14 protein-coding genes are annotated in these 14,273 nt (G+C 49.5%); 5 read left to right on the plus strand and 9 right to left on the minus strand.

What is annotated here, in order from left to right:
* Nucleotides 1-102 precede the first annotated feature (102 nt).
* Complete coding sequence (locus H627_RS0107970; RefSeq protein WP_162143230.1) at nt 103-960, minus strand: CPBP family intramembrane glutamic endopeptidase; 858 nt, start codon at nt 958-960, stop codon at nt 103-105.
* A gap of 102 nt (nt 961-1,062) precedes the next feature.
* On the opposite strand from H627_RS0107970, the gene H627_RS0107975 reads away from it, so the two are divergent.
* Entirely contained in the window at nt 1,063-1,488 is a 426-nt protein-coding gene (locus H627_RS0107975; RefSeq protein ID WP_027828530.1) for a GNAT family N-acetyltransferase, read from the plus strand.
* Between the two features lie 67 nt (nt 1,489-1,555).
* On the opposite strand, the gene H627_RS0107980 is transcribed toward H627_RS0107975, so the two are convergent.
* Nucleotides 1,556-1,909: a hypothetical protein gene (locus tag H627_RS0107980; protein ID WP_027828531.1), complete on the minus strand. Its 354-nt coding sequence runs from the start codon at nt 1,907-1,909 to the stop codon at nt 1,556-1,558.
* 58 nt (nt 1,910-1,967) lie between these two features.
* Entirely contained in the window at nt 1,968-3,569 is a 1,602-nt protein-coding gene (locus H627_RS0107985; RefSeq protein WP_027828532.1) for an ABC transporter ATP-binding protein, read from the minus strand.
* 127 nt (nt 3,570-3,696) lie between these two features.
* Here H627_RS0107985 and H627_RS0107990 point away from each other — a divergent pair, with 127 nt between their 5' ends.
* Nucleotides 3,697-4,632, plus strand: coding sequence for a helix-turn-helix domain-containing protein (locus H627_RS0107990; protein ID WP_027828533.1), 936 nt, complete (start codon nt 3,697-3,699; stop codon nt 4,630-4,632).
* 66 nt (nt 4,633-4,698) lie between these two features.
* On the opposite strand, the gene H627_RS0107995 is transcribed toward H627_RS0107990, so the two are convergent.
* On the minus strand, nt 4,699-6,003 hold the full coding sequence (locus H627_RS0107995) for an ABC transporter substrate-binding protein (RefSeq protein WP_035440339.1): 1,305 nt from the start codon (nt 6,001-6,003) through the stop codon (nt 4,699-4,701).
* Nucleotides 6,004-6,230: 227 nt separating this feature from the next.
* Nucleotides 6,231-7,208, minus strand: coding sequence for a helix-turn-helix domain-containing protein (locus H627_RS0108000; RefSeq protein WP_027828535.1), 978 nt, complete (start codon nt 7,206-7,208; stop codon nt 6,231-6,233).
* A gap of 101 nt (nt 7,209-7,309) precedes the next feature.
* On the opposite strand from H627_RS0108000, the gene H627_RS0108005 reads away from it, so the two are divergent.
* The gene (locus tag H627_RS0108005; RefSeq protein ID WP_027828536.1) at nt 7,310-8,572 is read left to right on the plus strand and encodes an MFS transporter; all 1,263 of its coding nucleotides are present in this window, start codon (nt 7,310-7,312) and stop codon (nt 8,570-8,572) included.
* Between the two features lie 48 nt (nt 8,573-8,620).
* On the opposite strand, the gene H627_RS0108010 is transcribed toward H627_RS0108005, so the two are convergent.
* The 3 genes from H627_RS0108010 to H627_RS0108020 all read right to left on the minus strand — a co-directional run bounded on the left by H627_RS0108010 (nt 8,621) and on the right by H627_RS0108020 (nt 11,913).
* Nucleotides 8,621-8,968: a hypothetical protein gene (locus H627_RS0108010; RefSeq protein WP_027828537.1), complete on the minus strand. Its 348-nt coding sequence runs from the start codon at nt 8,966-8,968 to the stop codon at nt 8,621-8,623.
* Entirely contained in the window at nt 8,968-11,514 is a 2,547-nt protein-coding gene (locus H627_RS0108015; protein ID WP_027828538.1) for a class III lanthionine synthetase LanKC N-terminal domain-containing protein, read from the minus strand. The genes H627_RS0108010 and H627_RS0108015 overlap by 1 nt, the downstream gene beginning before the upstream one ends.
* Nucleotides 11,515-11,673: 159 nt before the next feature.
* Nucleotides 11,674-11,913, minus strand: a complete 240-nt coding sequence (locus H627_RS0108020) for a hypothetical protein (protein ID WP_027828539.1) — start codon at nt 11,911-11,913, stop codon at nt 11,674-11,676.
* 61 nt (nt 11,914-11,974) lie between these two features.
* On the opposite strand from H627_RS0108020, the gene H627_RS0108025 reads away from it, so the two are divergent.
* Nucleotides 11,975-12,931 carry a helix-turn-helix domain-containing protein gene (locus H627_RS0108025; protein ID WP_027828540.1) on the plus strand — a complete coding sequence of 319 codons (957 nt, stop codon included), beginning with the start codon at nt 11,975-11,977 and terminating at the stop codon, nt 12,929-12,931.
* A gap of 8 nt (nt 12,932-12,939) precedes the next feature.
* Here the strand turns inward: H627_RS0108025 and H627_RS0108030 are convergent, their stop codons facing one another.
* Nucleotides 12,940-13,875: an Rgg family transcriptional regulator gene (locus H627_RS0108030; RefSeq protein ID WP_081674786.1), complete on the minus strand. Its 936-nt coding sequence runs from the start codon at nt 13,873-13,875 to the stop codon at nt 12,940-12,942.
* A gap of 129 nt (nt 13,876-14,004) precedes the next feature.
* Here H627_RS0108030 and H627_RS19695 point away from each other — a divergent pair.
* Nucleotides 14,005-14,273, plus strand: a 269-nt coding sequence (locus H627_RS19695) for a helix-turn-helix domain-containing protein (RefSeq protein ID WP_155827905.1), incomplete at its 3' end; no start/stop codon positions are given.

The raw sequence follows: 14,273 nt of genomic DNA on the forward strand, positions 1-14,273 counted from the left end.
TTTGCTTTCTACTTATTCCCCCATGGTACCACAGGGAGAAAGGCAAGAGAAAAGCGCCGTCTCTGGGGTATATTGAATCAGCTTGGCTGTGGCTAATTTCGTCTATTCAGCCGCAACAATGGCATAAATAATCCAGGTGGGCGAAATGACTAACCACCCTAATGTCACCCAATTGTTTGTTGACCAACGTACGCGCGGCAACCATCTAATGACCAGCCAAAGGATTGCAGCAATAATAAAAGTGGCCCCGAGTACAACTGCAATCGTATTGTTCGGCAGGCCCAACTGGACAAACGCGACATCTGCTAAGGTCCCCAGTACGCCATTCATGAACATATGTAAAGGAATAGTTACTTTCAGCCCATACTGCAAGTATGCGCAACCAAACAAGATACCGCAAAAGAAGGCAAAAGTACCTTGTATCAAATTACCGTGGGCAATACCAAACGCAATACTTGAAGCAACAACGGCAAAGCCATCAGTATATCGCGTCAACGCGTTGAGAAAGACACCACGGAACAGTATCTCCTCAAATATTGGAGCAACGATCACGGTAATGACCAATCCTGAATAATCGCTTAAGCTGGGTAAAGCAAAGAAGGTGTGCACCTCCTCGGCGAAGGCCGGTCCAAGTTTTGCATAGCTGCGACTGAGAAAGCCAAACATAGCGGGATCAAAGAGAAACTGTAACAACAGCAGAATCATGAACCACTGCCCAAGCTCTCGGCCAGTGACTTGTCGATAAGGCTGTTTAGGCGGCAACGCTAACAACTGCTGCCGATTATTCTTGTTTAGCCCGATCAGCATAATGGCTGCCGCTAAAGCAACTACCTCACCCAGCAGATAGCCCCACCCCTGCATCGATAATGCAAAGCTAGAAAACGTTAGCCGGTAAACAATGAGTGCCAGTCCGATATAGGTCAGATACAACCACCGCGAGTGGAAAAGTTTTTCTTTCAATTTCTTATCCCCCTTGTCATCCAGTCTATCGCAAATACCGTTGACGCTGGCGAAAAAATCTAAGCTACTGAATAGCATCCCTAAGAAAGCTGAGGATTTCTCATGTCACCAAAAATCATCCCCATCACCAGTGACGACTTTGAATTCGTCGAAGATCAGCTGGACGACTACAATATTAAAAGCAAACCGCTCACCCAGTCCAAGCCGTTTGTCGGCTGGCGTTACGCGATCAAAGACGGCGACCAGATCATCGCCGGCATTATGGGCTATTCGTCCTACTACCGGATTGGCTACCTGGATACACTGTGGGTTGATCCGCGCTATCGCCGGCAGGGTCTGGGGCGGGCTTTGCTGCAACAAATCGAACACGATCTGCACGACTATGGCTGCCAGGTCATCCATCTGGAAACATTTGATTTCCAAGGACCAGAGTTTTACGAAGCCAATGGCTATACCCAGTTTGGCGACTTGTACTACCCGAACGCTGACCTGCACGAGTTGTATTTTCAAAAGACCTTTGCTGAGTAGCCAAAAATCCGCCCGACAATTCCGTTTAGGTGAAATTGTCGGGCGGATTTTTGATTGCCTGGATAACTCAGCGAATGCCTGAATGCCGCCGCAAAATAGTAATGCGAATTTCATCCACAATAATCGCGCCGATGGTGATGACTTCAACAAGGCAAAAGAGCAATAAGAGATAATAGATCGAACCAATACACTCCAAAACAAAGATGGTGATGCCCAAAACGATAGCAATCACAATACGCAACCGTAATTGAAACGCCCGTTGCCGTAAAATGCGCAAGGTCGCGGCCGAAATGGGAGCGGCCTGCCAATGCGCCAGGTCATTACGCAGCTTAGCCGTTGTTTCTGCTTCACTCACGCCCGGCTTAGTCTTCGGGGTACTCTGCTGAATGAGCTGCACATGAGATCCCGCTTCCTGGGTCATGATAATCCCTCCCCGTTTGCCCTTGAGATTACCACGGTCTTGGCCGCCAGTCCAGTTTTTATGCCAGCGTTACCACTTGATCAAACAGGTCTTTATTTTGCGCATGCAGCTGATGGGTAACGAAAATCACCGTCAGCCCCCGTTGTTTAAGGAAGCTGTCCTCAACCTTCAATGCACTAGCGGTATCCAAGCTGCTGGTGCCCTCGTCGATCAGCATGATGTGCCGCTGGCGCAGAATTCCCCGGGCCAGCGCCAACCGCTGCCGCTGACCGCCAGAGAATAATCGGCCGTCTTCGCCCACCGGGGTCGCCAAGCCTTGGGGTAGCTGCTGGACAAAATCGCCTAAGTCAGCCTGGCGTAATGCCGTCATGATCTGCTCATCGGAGAAAGTTTGGCCTAATGCCAAGTTGTCGCGCACGGTTCCGTTGAAGACGTACGGCGATTGGTCAATATACAGCACATTATCGCGCAGCGACCGGCCGGCAATTTGCTTCAGCGGGACGCCGGCGACTGTCACCGTGCCTTGATAATCCGGCAGTTTGCCGTTCAGAATGTTCAGCAGTGTGGATTTGCCGACTCCGGAGGGTCCGGCAATGGCCACTTTGGTCCCGGGTGCCACCGTGAGCGAAAGGGGCTGTAAGGCCGGCTTGCTGGTGTGGGGATACTGATAACTCAACTGGGCAAGGGCAATCGATTGGGCCTGGTCGGCGGGAATAGTTCTCTTTTCTGCCGATTGATTGTCTGCTTGGGCCGCATACTTAGCGAATAACGGCTGGACAGCCTTCATTTGGGCGGCTAGCGGACCAAGGTTAGCCATACTGTTCAGAAGATTGAAGGATAGATTCCCCGTGGCCATGATCGCCCCGACTGAGGTGAGCCGCCACAGGACCAAGAGGCCAGTCCAAGCACTGATTCCCACTTGACTCACAATACTGGCCAAACCGGCGATCGACCCCATCCCGGCCTTCACCGTGTTCTGTTTCACCCGCAGTCCGGCGATTTTCCGCGCACTGCCGGCAATCTGATCAACCAACCGTTGCTGCAGATTCAGAGCGAACAACGTATCGAAGCCTTGGAGAAACGACTGCACTTGGTTGAGAAAGTGTTCGTTGCCGTGGGTCACCGCCATATTGGTCTGTTTCATCGGTTTGGCCAATAATTGCGGGGCACTATACGTGATCAATCCCAACAGAATAGAGACAATGACCAGCGACCAATGGAACTGAATAAGCGCCGCCACGGTGAACCCGGTGTCGCAAACAAACTGCACAATATAGAAATAACCTTGAAAGCCCTGGTCTTCAATCATTGTAATATCATTGGTCAGCCACGACCCATAGGTGCCGGTATCGTGCCGGTGAAAATATGCATAATCACCATGAGTGATATTACGCGTAATCGTCAACCGCAGGTCCAAATTCATTTTCTGCACCAATACCCCTTCCAGGTACATCGTGCCGAATAAGAAAATGGACAAAACGAGAAACAACCCAATGTCGATGCCGGTCCAAAATAGAAATCGTGACATACTCTTGGCGACCAAACCGTCAAGCACATAGGCATTAACTACCCCGTGAAAAACACGCAGCGCAGAACAGATAATGAGTAAAACCGTAACCAATAGTGTTAATCCGGTATGTTTCAAAAAGTATTGACGCATTGCCGTCCCCTTCTTTCCTTTGATCAATCACACTGTACCAAGGAGGCGGCAGCTCTTCTCAGCCGCTTGCATATCTGCAAGTCAGCTTGCTATACTGGGGCCAATATCAGGAAAGGCGGCGGCAGCGATGCCTTATGGGACTTTGATTCGCCAAATTCGCCAAGCCAAACACATTCGATTGGCCGATCTCGCCGATGACCAGCTTTCTGAAGCACTGCTCTCCCGCTTCGAACGGGGTCAGACCGACATCACGCTGACCAAGTTTTTACACCTGCTGCATCGGCTGCATGTGACCCCGGAAGAATTCGTCTTGCTGGCTGATCAACCCCGGCGTATTGGACCAGATTTTTTTGGCCATTTTTCTGACTTCTACTTCCGGATCGATGCCAGCGGTCACATGGAAAATAAAGAAAAAGCGCTGCTGCGGGCGCAAAATCTCGTCACCGTGACTGCTCAAGACTATCGGACGGCGCCCACCCGCTGGCACCTGCTCAACTGGCGCGGCGCGCAGATCCATTTGCAGCGCGCGAAACACAACTTGGATATGCCCGATACCGCCGTGATCGATCTGACGCCCGTACAGGAGTATTTGTTGAATCTGGACATGTGGACGGCGGTGGATATGCAGGTTTATGCCTTCTTTCTCAGCGAATTGGCGGATGACGCCAACCATCTGATCCTGCAAGCGGCGGCGAAGCACATTCCAGAGCGGATGCTGGATTCGTCCTGGCAAAGAATTTTATTTCCTGCGGGTGAAAGCCAATTCATGGCGTTTATGGTGCATGGCAAGACGGCCTATGCGCGGGATACCTTGGCAATTTTAGAGCAGATCACGGCTAGATCACCCAACGCCATGGACGGTCAGGTCCACCTCATCTTTCTCACCGGCTGGCTGGCCTTCGTGACTGGTTCTGACCAGACCGCGGGCCGGCAGAAAATGGATCAAGCCATTTCGATCTTCACCATCTTAGACCACAGACTCGAAGCCAGCCGGTACCGGCAGCTCAAAGAACAGATCACCGGCGCTGACCCAACGCCTATCCTGCCGGATATCTGGCTATAGAAAAGGACCGGCCGTCCCGCGATTGCGGAACGCCGGCCCTTTTTGGCTAGGACGCGTTAAATCGAATTACTTATTTTCTTGAATGGTTTTTTCCGTCTTCGTCTGCAAATCCTTCAACCCAGCTGTAGGGTCGGACTTGTTGGTAACTGTACGGTCGACGAATTCCAACAAGTTGTTTCGGAATTCACCGTAACCGGCAAAGATGGTGGAAGCGAATGAATAATCATTGGCTTCCGCAGCGGCCTTGAACTGCGGTACTTTCTTCAAGTAGTTCTGGTAAATGTCGCTCTTGACGCCGCTCTTGGTGACTGGCGTGTAGCCGGAATCAACGGCCCATTGGGCGGTGTTGTCCGTCTTCATCAAGAACTTCATGAACGCCCAAGCGCCATCTTGCTGGGCTTTGGATGCACCCTTGAAGACAACGTTGACGTTGCCGGCCAGCGCCGACGTGGACTTGCCGTTATAGGTGGGCACCAGCGCGGTGTTCCAGTGCAGCGTCTTGGGGGCCTGCTGCAGCAGGGCTGGGATGGTGGCAGAAGAACCGATACCGAAGACGGTCTTGCTGGCTGCGAATGGATAGGAGAAGTACTTGTCTTCCTGGGCCGTGCGGGCGTAACCCTTGTTGATCAGGTCCATGATCGTATTCTCTGCGGCCACGGTCTTCGGGTTGTCCATGTTGACCTTCAGTTTCGGGGTAACGAACTGGCTGCCGGCGGCATAGGCCATGCCTTCCAGTTCCATATCGTAACTGCTGTCGAAGATCAAGGTGTAGAGCTTGTCTTTCTTCAGCGTATCGCCGTAGGAAGCCAATTGTTCCCACGTCTTCGGTACTTGCAGGTTATATTTCTTTAACAGGTCTTCATTGTAAAAAAGTACCCGGGTGGACAGGGAGTACGGCGTCGCATATTGCTTACCCTGATACGTCCCAGTGGCCCAGAAAGCGGGCACAATATCCTTCTTCTCAGACGCGGACAGCTTGTTGGGGCCGGAATTGACCTCGCTGTCCAGCGGCAGAAGAAGATCACTCTTAACATAATCACCAATGTTCGTGTACGGGGCCTGGGCCATGGTCGGCAAGGTCTTGGACTTGGCGGCGGCCATGATCTTTTGCTGCAGGGCATCGTAGGAGCCCTGGGAGGTCGCGACGACTTTATACTTGGTCTGCGACTTGTTGAACTTATCAATGAGCTTTTGCTGTGCCTTATCCCAGCTGCCGGTCATCCGGTGCCAGTATGTGATCGTAATCGGCTTGCTGCTCTTTGCACTGCTGCTACTGCTGGAATTACTATTGCTGGTACTGCAGCCGCCTAATACAAGGATCGCGGCCAGCGCGAGTGTCGTGACAAGCGCAAGAAGCTTAGTTTTCTTCATAATGTATGTCCCTCATTTTCCTTTTGCTGACGAATGCCAATGAACGACAATGGAAGCCATTCGCCGTTGATTTGTCCCTAGCCAAGACATCTTCATTATGCAATACATTCCAGAAAGCGTCAACGAAACTGTCCGGTAATATCCGAACATTACAGGTGGGATAGCCATGTAAGCGCTGGCAATGTTCGGATTTTACCTACCTACTTCCTGATCTAGCCAGCTTTCGCTCAAATCAGCTTGGGGGCCTGGGGATTATGGTATCCCTCAATAATAATGTCCCGCCACATCAGGAAGCGTTCGACTACCACTGGCTGATCCAAAATACGAAAAATACTGATTGCCTGATCGCACATTTCTTTACCCTGGTCGTAATCTTCCGCGTACATCACGTACCAGCCCCGCTGGAAGCGCAGTGTGGTGGCTTCCATCAATTCGCCCGTGTTGCGCACCAAGTCAGCCTGCTGGTCCAGACATTCCTTAGCCCAGGGCCGGTGACCAAATTGGATAAAGGTGCGAAAGGCGCTGGCTAAAATATTCAGCCGCAGTTTATACACCAGGGGCAGCGGCGCCTCCTTGGCGGATGCCGCCAGCGCAGTGCCCAGAAGTTGATGGGTAGTGGCCGGTTCTAAGAAGCCTTGGAATAGTTGGAAAATCACCAGCTCAAAACTGCCCCAGTTCTCAATCCCGTACAGATAACTGACCACCGGCCGGGTCATTTGGCGAAACTGCGTCATCAGCGTCGCGGTGTCATCGGTTCGACCTTGGATGTTGCTTTCGACATTCGCCCGGCTGATCGCGACAAAAATGGCCAACAGCTGGCCCCAGCGAGTGGTCTGGTCCAAGCTGGCAGCGAGTTTATCCAGCGCCGCCAAGTCGGCGGCCGTCTCCTGCCCCTCGTGGCCGGCAATCACTTGCCAGACTTGATTCAACGGTAGCGGATAATCCGCCGTGATATAGAATCCCCGCAGCATATCCATCTTAACCGCCGGCACTACGCCGCGCATGGTGGCCCGCAAGAAGAGGAATTCTTCAAACGGCACATTGATCCGGCTGAGCAGATGCTCCAGCCGGTCGAAACTGATCCGCGTCTCGCCCCGTTCAAACTTGCCGATGAACGCCACGCTGTTCATCTTATCCGCCAGCTGCTGCAGTGTGATTCCCCGATCCTGCCGCAGTTTGCGAAATAATGTCCCTTCCAGAGCCATTGTGGTCACCTTTTTTCTCATATAGTGTCATTTCAGCCACTGCCCATTCTCTCACCGGTACGCTGAAGGTACAAGATGCACCGAGAAAGGATATGAGCCCTATGCACGAATATCGCATCAACCGCGGCTACCGGGCGCTGATCAATGCCAGCTTGTTGAACGGCATCGGCAACGCCCTTTACAACATCGTTTTTGTCATCTATGCCAGCACCTTGCCCTTCAAGACCTTGGCTGTTTCCCTGGCCAGCTTTGCCACGCTGATTCCCACCTTATTGATGCTGGTCACCGGCTTCTGGGCGGACCGGGCGGCGCAAAAAACCGGGCGGATGATCATCGCCCGGGTCTTGCAATTTGGTCTCTTTCTGCTGTTAGCGCTGCTGATTCAACAACCAGGCAGCCTCCTGATTTTTCTGATACTGCTAGCCATCAACGTGGTATCCGATATTCTTGGCCAATACGCCAACAGCCTGGAGCTGCCAATCTTCCGTCACCTCATCGCAGATACTGAGCTGAATAGTGCGATGGGCTTCCAAAGTGCTACGCAAACCACGATTGCCCTGATCTTCCAAGGCGTCGGGGCTTGGGCGATCGTGCTCCTGCAGCATAACTTTGCGTTGTTCGGAGTGATCAACGCCGTCACCTTCCTCGCCGCCGCCTTGGTCATTGCCCAGCACCGCCAGCTGCTGCGGTCCGCCGAGCCTAAACCCAGTACTGCCCGGGCGCAAACGTTCCACGCCAGTTGGCAGGTCCTGCGGGAGACAGTCCGCACCAGCCCGTTCATCGGCTTGAGCCTGATCCTCGCCTTCCTCGCTAACGGCCTGGCAACCAGCATCGACGGTTTGCAAAACGTCACCCTCCTGCGCCAGCCGCACTATTGGCTGGGCAACTACGGTAATACGATCGCGTTGCTCAGCATCGTCTTTTCCCTGGGCCTGATCGCCGGTGCACTCTTCAGTCAGGATTTTTGTCAGCACCTCAGCATGCTCACGCTGATCAGCCTGGTCCTCCTGGGGGCGGCCCTGCTGGGCGTCAGCTTCCTGCTCAATTGGGGTATCTGGGCGGCGCTGGTCCTGAACTTCGCCATGGCCTACCTGCTGGGCAAAATCAATCCCCGCTTCAGCAGCATCATGCTGTTGACGGTCGATGCCGACCATCTTGGCGCCGCCATGGGCGCCATGGTCACCGTCGTGATGCTCGGCGCACCCCTGGGTCAAGCCGTTTTTCTCGGTATTGCCAACGCGGCCGGCCCGGCACTGAGTTGGGCGATCTTCGCCCTTGGCTCTGGGCTGGTGAGTATCGTGGCCCTTATTTTCAGCCGGCGGGTGAGCGATCCGTCACTGACCATGCAGCCCGATACACTTTAGGTAAGAAAGGCCAATGGCCCGCCGTGCGATTTTCTGCACGCCAGGCCATTATTGGCGTTTCTTCCGCCAGCGGCCAACGGTACTGATGATTTCATCAATGACTACGAAGGTGATTGCTATTGTGCCAACAAGACACCCCAACAGCAAGATGCCGTAAAGTTGGACGGTTAGCTCTAACCAGAGCGTAATTGGCGCCAGTATGCAGACCGCGGCAATCCGCATACGCAACTGAAACTTACGTGACCGAATAATTTTGGCAGTTTTCTGTGAAGTGGTTGGTATCGACGCTCGCTCAAGATCGGTGCGCAGTTTCTGCGTTGTTTGATTCAACGTGTCTTCTTCGTCTGGAGAGACATTTTGTGCATTACGGCCCAATAATCTGGATTTAAGTATCATTAAATTGTCCTCCCTTGTCGTGTGGGTTGTGTCTCGTTACCTGCACTAGCATGCATGATTCGATCATACCGATATAACTGTGTCAAACACCCCAGCTGTCCAACACCATAGTCCATCGCATGAGTCATCATAGTTTCGTCGGTAAAGCGGAATTTCTCGCCCACAGTGGCAACCATGTATTCTGCAACGTCACGAGCGGCTTTCATGGTTGTATAACTGGATAAGAACTCCTGACAATCGTTAAGAAAAGACAATGTGCCGGCCATTCCATGACATAACGGCAGTGATTGAATATGAAAGTTAGAATGCAAATACCTGATCAGTTTTTCAATGAATTCGTACACCTCGGAATTCATGGGAGTCCCATTGAGAGTTTGACTGTAGGCTCGTATGATTCCACTACCAATACCAGCTACTCCCTCGCACCAGGACAAACCCATCACTGATACAGGATTCGTATCAAGATAGAAGCTAGTAGCATTGATGACGATTTCAAATATTTCATCTCCCTTACGAACAAATTCATTGTTCCCCAAAAACCTGCCGACGCTGCAAAACACATTGCCCAGGCCGGTTAATCCATGAGCGTAGCCAAAATAGGTCAAATTATTTGTATGCTGGCAACATTGTCGAATGATTTCGTTCGCGTTGAAATATAGACGGTCCATCCGCTGACGTAAGAAAGTTAAATAGCGTGTCTGATGATTATGCCTCTCAAGGTGTGCGACTGCTTTAATCAAGCCAATTTCTCCAGTCGCATAATCCCACTTTTTTCCAGTCTCAGCATAACGAATTTGATCAAATAAATTATCAATTTCCAATTGTTCAAGAGGTCTATTAACCCCGTCGTAGGCTATATCCGTTAATGCTTTGAGTACACCCGCTGCGCCAAAAAGCATACTTGCATCGCGGAACCGTGCAATGGGAAACAAGGACTTTGTAATTTTGTTTAATAGCAATTGTTTGGTATTGGAATTGACGTTGATCTCGTGCATCGCAGTTAACAGACCAGCTAGTCCGTGCTGATGCGATCGCCAATCGACATATTCACCGAATGGCGTCTTGGACCAGAAATGAGAATCTTTTGAATTCAACATTTCCTTCTGTATTTGTACAAAACGGAGTCGGACCTTTCGGGAGAGATTTTCATCAATACAAGAGGAATCCTTTTCAACTGGTACAGTGCCCAACAAGCTCTTGATTATTTTCTCGTCAGATAAATTCAGTACACCAGAAGAAATCAGGATGTGTGTCTTCTCTAAAAGCTCAGATGTCCCCGAGAGTCGTTCCATACCAAGCACTGTTTGTGTACGCATAAAAAAGTAGATAGCCGCCAAGGCAAATCGATCGTCACTGTTGCCCAATATTTTCCCCTCATGGCTAAGGTCCCAAAACCCAGGAGTTCCGCCCGACCGAACAGCATCTGACTGGATGTCCTGCATATATTCCAAATCGATTAGTTTAATTCCTTCCCGAACAATGATCACATTATTCGGGGAAAGATCGCAAATAACGACTCCTTCAGAATGAAAGTAGCGAACCATCTTGACCATTTGTGATGCCAGTTCAGCAGCTCGTTTGAGCGGCAAAGGCCCATTCTCTGCAACGTATTCTGCTAGTGAGTACCCACTTAAAAAGTGTTCGGAGATAAACCAATCTCCATTGCATTGAAATTGTTCTATGGGTAATGCGGTATATCCAGACTTTGAGAATCGACACATCATTGAATATTCATGACGCAGAGAATCAATAGAGCTCAAGCTTTGGGCTTCATATATATATGGCTTTGCTTGTTTAAGAACAACTGTGGAATGTCTATCCCGCATAACGGCAAGATATGTGTTGCCTCGATTTGCCCGGTGGAGAACATTTTGAAAACAGTATTTGTTAACCTCATTGTTGGCATTAATTGGCGGCATATTGAAACCATTTTGCTTACACTCATCATCTGAAAAGGGAAATTCAACATCCTCTGGGGTGGAGAAGAAGGGAGCTCGCGAGTCTTCAACAAGCTGCCCTGTATGGTCGTGACGTAAATAAACTAGTCGATGCTTGTTTTCTGAATACTCTATCATCTTTTGAAAAGCACCGTAACGAAAGTGGACTGGAGAATGAAATCCACATTGAAAATCTGAGCAGATAGTTGGTGCTTCATACCCTTTTAAAGAGTTGCACAACTCCACAATTAAACGGCGAAAAATCGCGTCGTTAGCCGGATAAAAAGTGATTATTTTATTTGCACTTTCTGGATTTGCTCTCGAATTTAGAAGCGCTGAAACAATCTTCCAATTGTATGGAATTTTAAACGAGCATTTATACGCTTCGAAAATTGGAATTACTAATCCAAGAACTTTTCGAAGATGGTCTATGCCTATAGAAATGTGCCCCTTCCACCCTTCCGCAGGTAAGCTTCCATTATTGTGCAAAAAGAATCGCCATACCCCATCTGCATGCACTTTATAAGCGGATTGGTCATATTCAACATCTGTCGTGAGTTGATCGGCTATCCATGCATTCTTTTCAATAATCGTGTCAATACTTTCCAATATGGTTACCCTCTTTTCGCTAAAACTGTGAATGGCAGAACAACTAACGAAATTCTGCATTCATCACGTAAACACTTAGTAAGCACCTTTGGCATCTGGATATGTAACTAAAGAAAAAGGACTACGACTTTGCACGTAGTCCCACATCTTTGGATATCGCTACATCATTGTTCCCCAGCAAGTTGATAGGCATGGCTGGGGAATTGGCAAAGCACCATTTTTCTTTTCATCTTTGTCTGCCAATCGGCTTAGCTGATCCAGAGTGACGATCTTTCCTTTTTCCATGAAAACATTTCCACCTTTCATTTTTTCGGTTCTAATCAACATGTCAACCTTACCGTCTTGACATTGGCCCCGCTCGGAGTTATTAATATATGCATATTCCTTCTGGCGAATCATTGAATGCCTTTGCATCGTTACACCAATAATCCACCAGAGTAGTCAATTGGAGGCGCGTGTTGTGGATAGCAATATGGATGTTGGAGACACCCTCAAGAAGTTTCGAACTGCTAAAAATATTAGAATGAACGATGTTGCCGATGAAACTATTTCGCAACCGTTTCTTTCAAGAGTTGAACGGGGAGAATCAGATATCAGTGTGAGCCGCCTTAATCATTTACTGCAAGAACTACACGTCACGCCCGTTGAGTTTTTTGCCGCCGCAAATTCAACCCCCGGTTATCAGGATCCGGATGACGCATACTTTGGATATTTCCCCCAACTAATGCTGGACAGTAGGACAGTGCATGATGTTAATTTACTCAAACTACGACTAGCTAAATCAAAAATACTCCTCGCAAAGGTACGTTCTGAATACCAAATTAAGCCCAGCCAATGGCGACTAATTACATGGCGTAGTGTCCAGCTTTTTGTCAATCGTATTTATTATCACCTTGACCCTAGTAAGATCGGTTTCATAGACGTTGCGCCTATCCAATCCTATTTGCTGAATTTAGATTCATGGACGCTTATGGACGTTATTGTTTTTTCATTTTTTGCCGATCAATTAAATTCTTCCGTGAAATTACGGCTCCTCAAATCTATGAGTAGCCATATTCCTAATAGTGGTGTGGTCCAATCTTGGTCTTCCATAATGACCAGCATTGTTTTTTCCTTGTTTCAACAATTCATGGTTGCAAATAAAATTGATTTTGCGTATTCTGCTTTGAATATCATGGAGGATATACGAAACCAATTTAGCCATACTGATGATGAAATCACTCTTCTATTCATGCGAGGATGGCTTCAATATGCCAAAAATGGCCAAGAAAAAAACGGGATTCGCCAGATGAACGATGCGGTTTCGATTTTGGCTATTTTGAAATACACTCAGGCAGCAAAAGAGTTTCGTCAATTAATTGACCAAATAATTGGCAATGATCCTACTCCAATTGTTGGAGACGCCTGGTTCAACTGATAATCATCTCAGATTAAAATATTAGTAAACCCTGCCTCCTGATAATGGTTCTCCCACTTTTGCAGGCGCCCCGTCAGCACGCCGATCACCGTATCCTCGTCAAAAATCCGGGCAACTCTGATCGCTTCTGCGCATTTTTGCCGCCCCGCGGCTGGTTGATCCTGCTTAAACAGGAGCAGCCCTTGATTGAAGATATAAAATATCCGCGGTGCGACGATGCCGCTTCCTTCATCCGCCAGAAAGTCTTCAGTCATGCGCAATGTCGCGGTGGCTAAATCCAAGCGATTGTGGGAGACGAAAATAGAAAAATTGGTGTTGAGGATAAAGGGCACGATCTTAAAATACTCATACAGGCCAATATACGATTTGCCCCGACTCAACGCGGGCTTCATCAGCGTGAACAAATCATCATCAGCCAGCGTTGGGCTGTACAGATTGTACAAGCTCAATTCCGTGACCCCCCACGTCTCAACACGGCCTAAATAGCCTTGCGCCTCGGCCACCAAACGGCGGCGACTGTCCGCTGGTATGGCGGGCTGGATACCGTAGCTTTCCGTCAGATAGATCCATAGGGCGCCGGCCACCAGCCGCTCCAGTCTGCGGGTCGGGTCATGGGCATACTTTTGCAGGTCAGCCTGAGCAGCCATAGCCCACTCTGCTGGTGATTTGCCTTGGGCCTTCAACTGGGCCACCAGCCGGTCAACGGCAATATCGGATTCGCCGGCCAGCTGGACGTGGCGCATCTCTGTGATATTACTGTTGACGTTGGTTAACACCTGCAGGAGTACATTAATTCCCAGATCCTGGCGGTCAGTCTCAAAGCGCGATAATTGCGCCACTGAAATGGCCTCGCCCGCCGCTTCCCGCAAGGCCATATGTTTATCCAACCGAATCTGCCGCACGGCCTGTCCCGCCGTCATCATCATCGCCAACTTCTTTTGCATATTTGCAAATATTTACTTGATTGTATTGTACCGCCCTTATCCTATAGTCAGCAAAGAAAAGGAGATGGCGTCATGTTGAAGTGCCCCATAATTGTTAGACAGATACTCTAACGATTGTGGGGCATTTTTATGACCAAATATTCAAGTGAGTTCAAGGTACAGGTTGTACAAGAGTATCTTTCTGGACGGGTTTCCTATCCAACCCTTTGCGCTAAATACAGTATCCCGTCAATGACCCCAATCCGGAGGTGGGTTAAGCAGGCTCAAGCTAATGGACTGGAGTCGCTTCAACGTAAACGTACCAAAGTCGCTTATTCATTGGAACAGAAACTGTCTGTGGTAGACTATTACCAAACTAGTGGTGAAGGTGTGGCATCGGTGGCTGCTCACTTTGGGAT

The organism is Schleiferilactobacillus harbinensis DSM 16991, assembly GCF_000425885.1.
GTDB lineage: Bacteria > Bacillota > Bacilli > Lactobacillales > Lactobacillaceae > Schleiferilactobacillus > Schleiferilactobacillus harbinensis.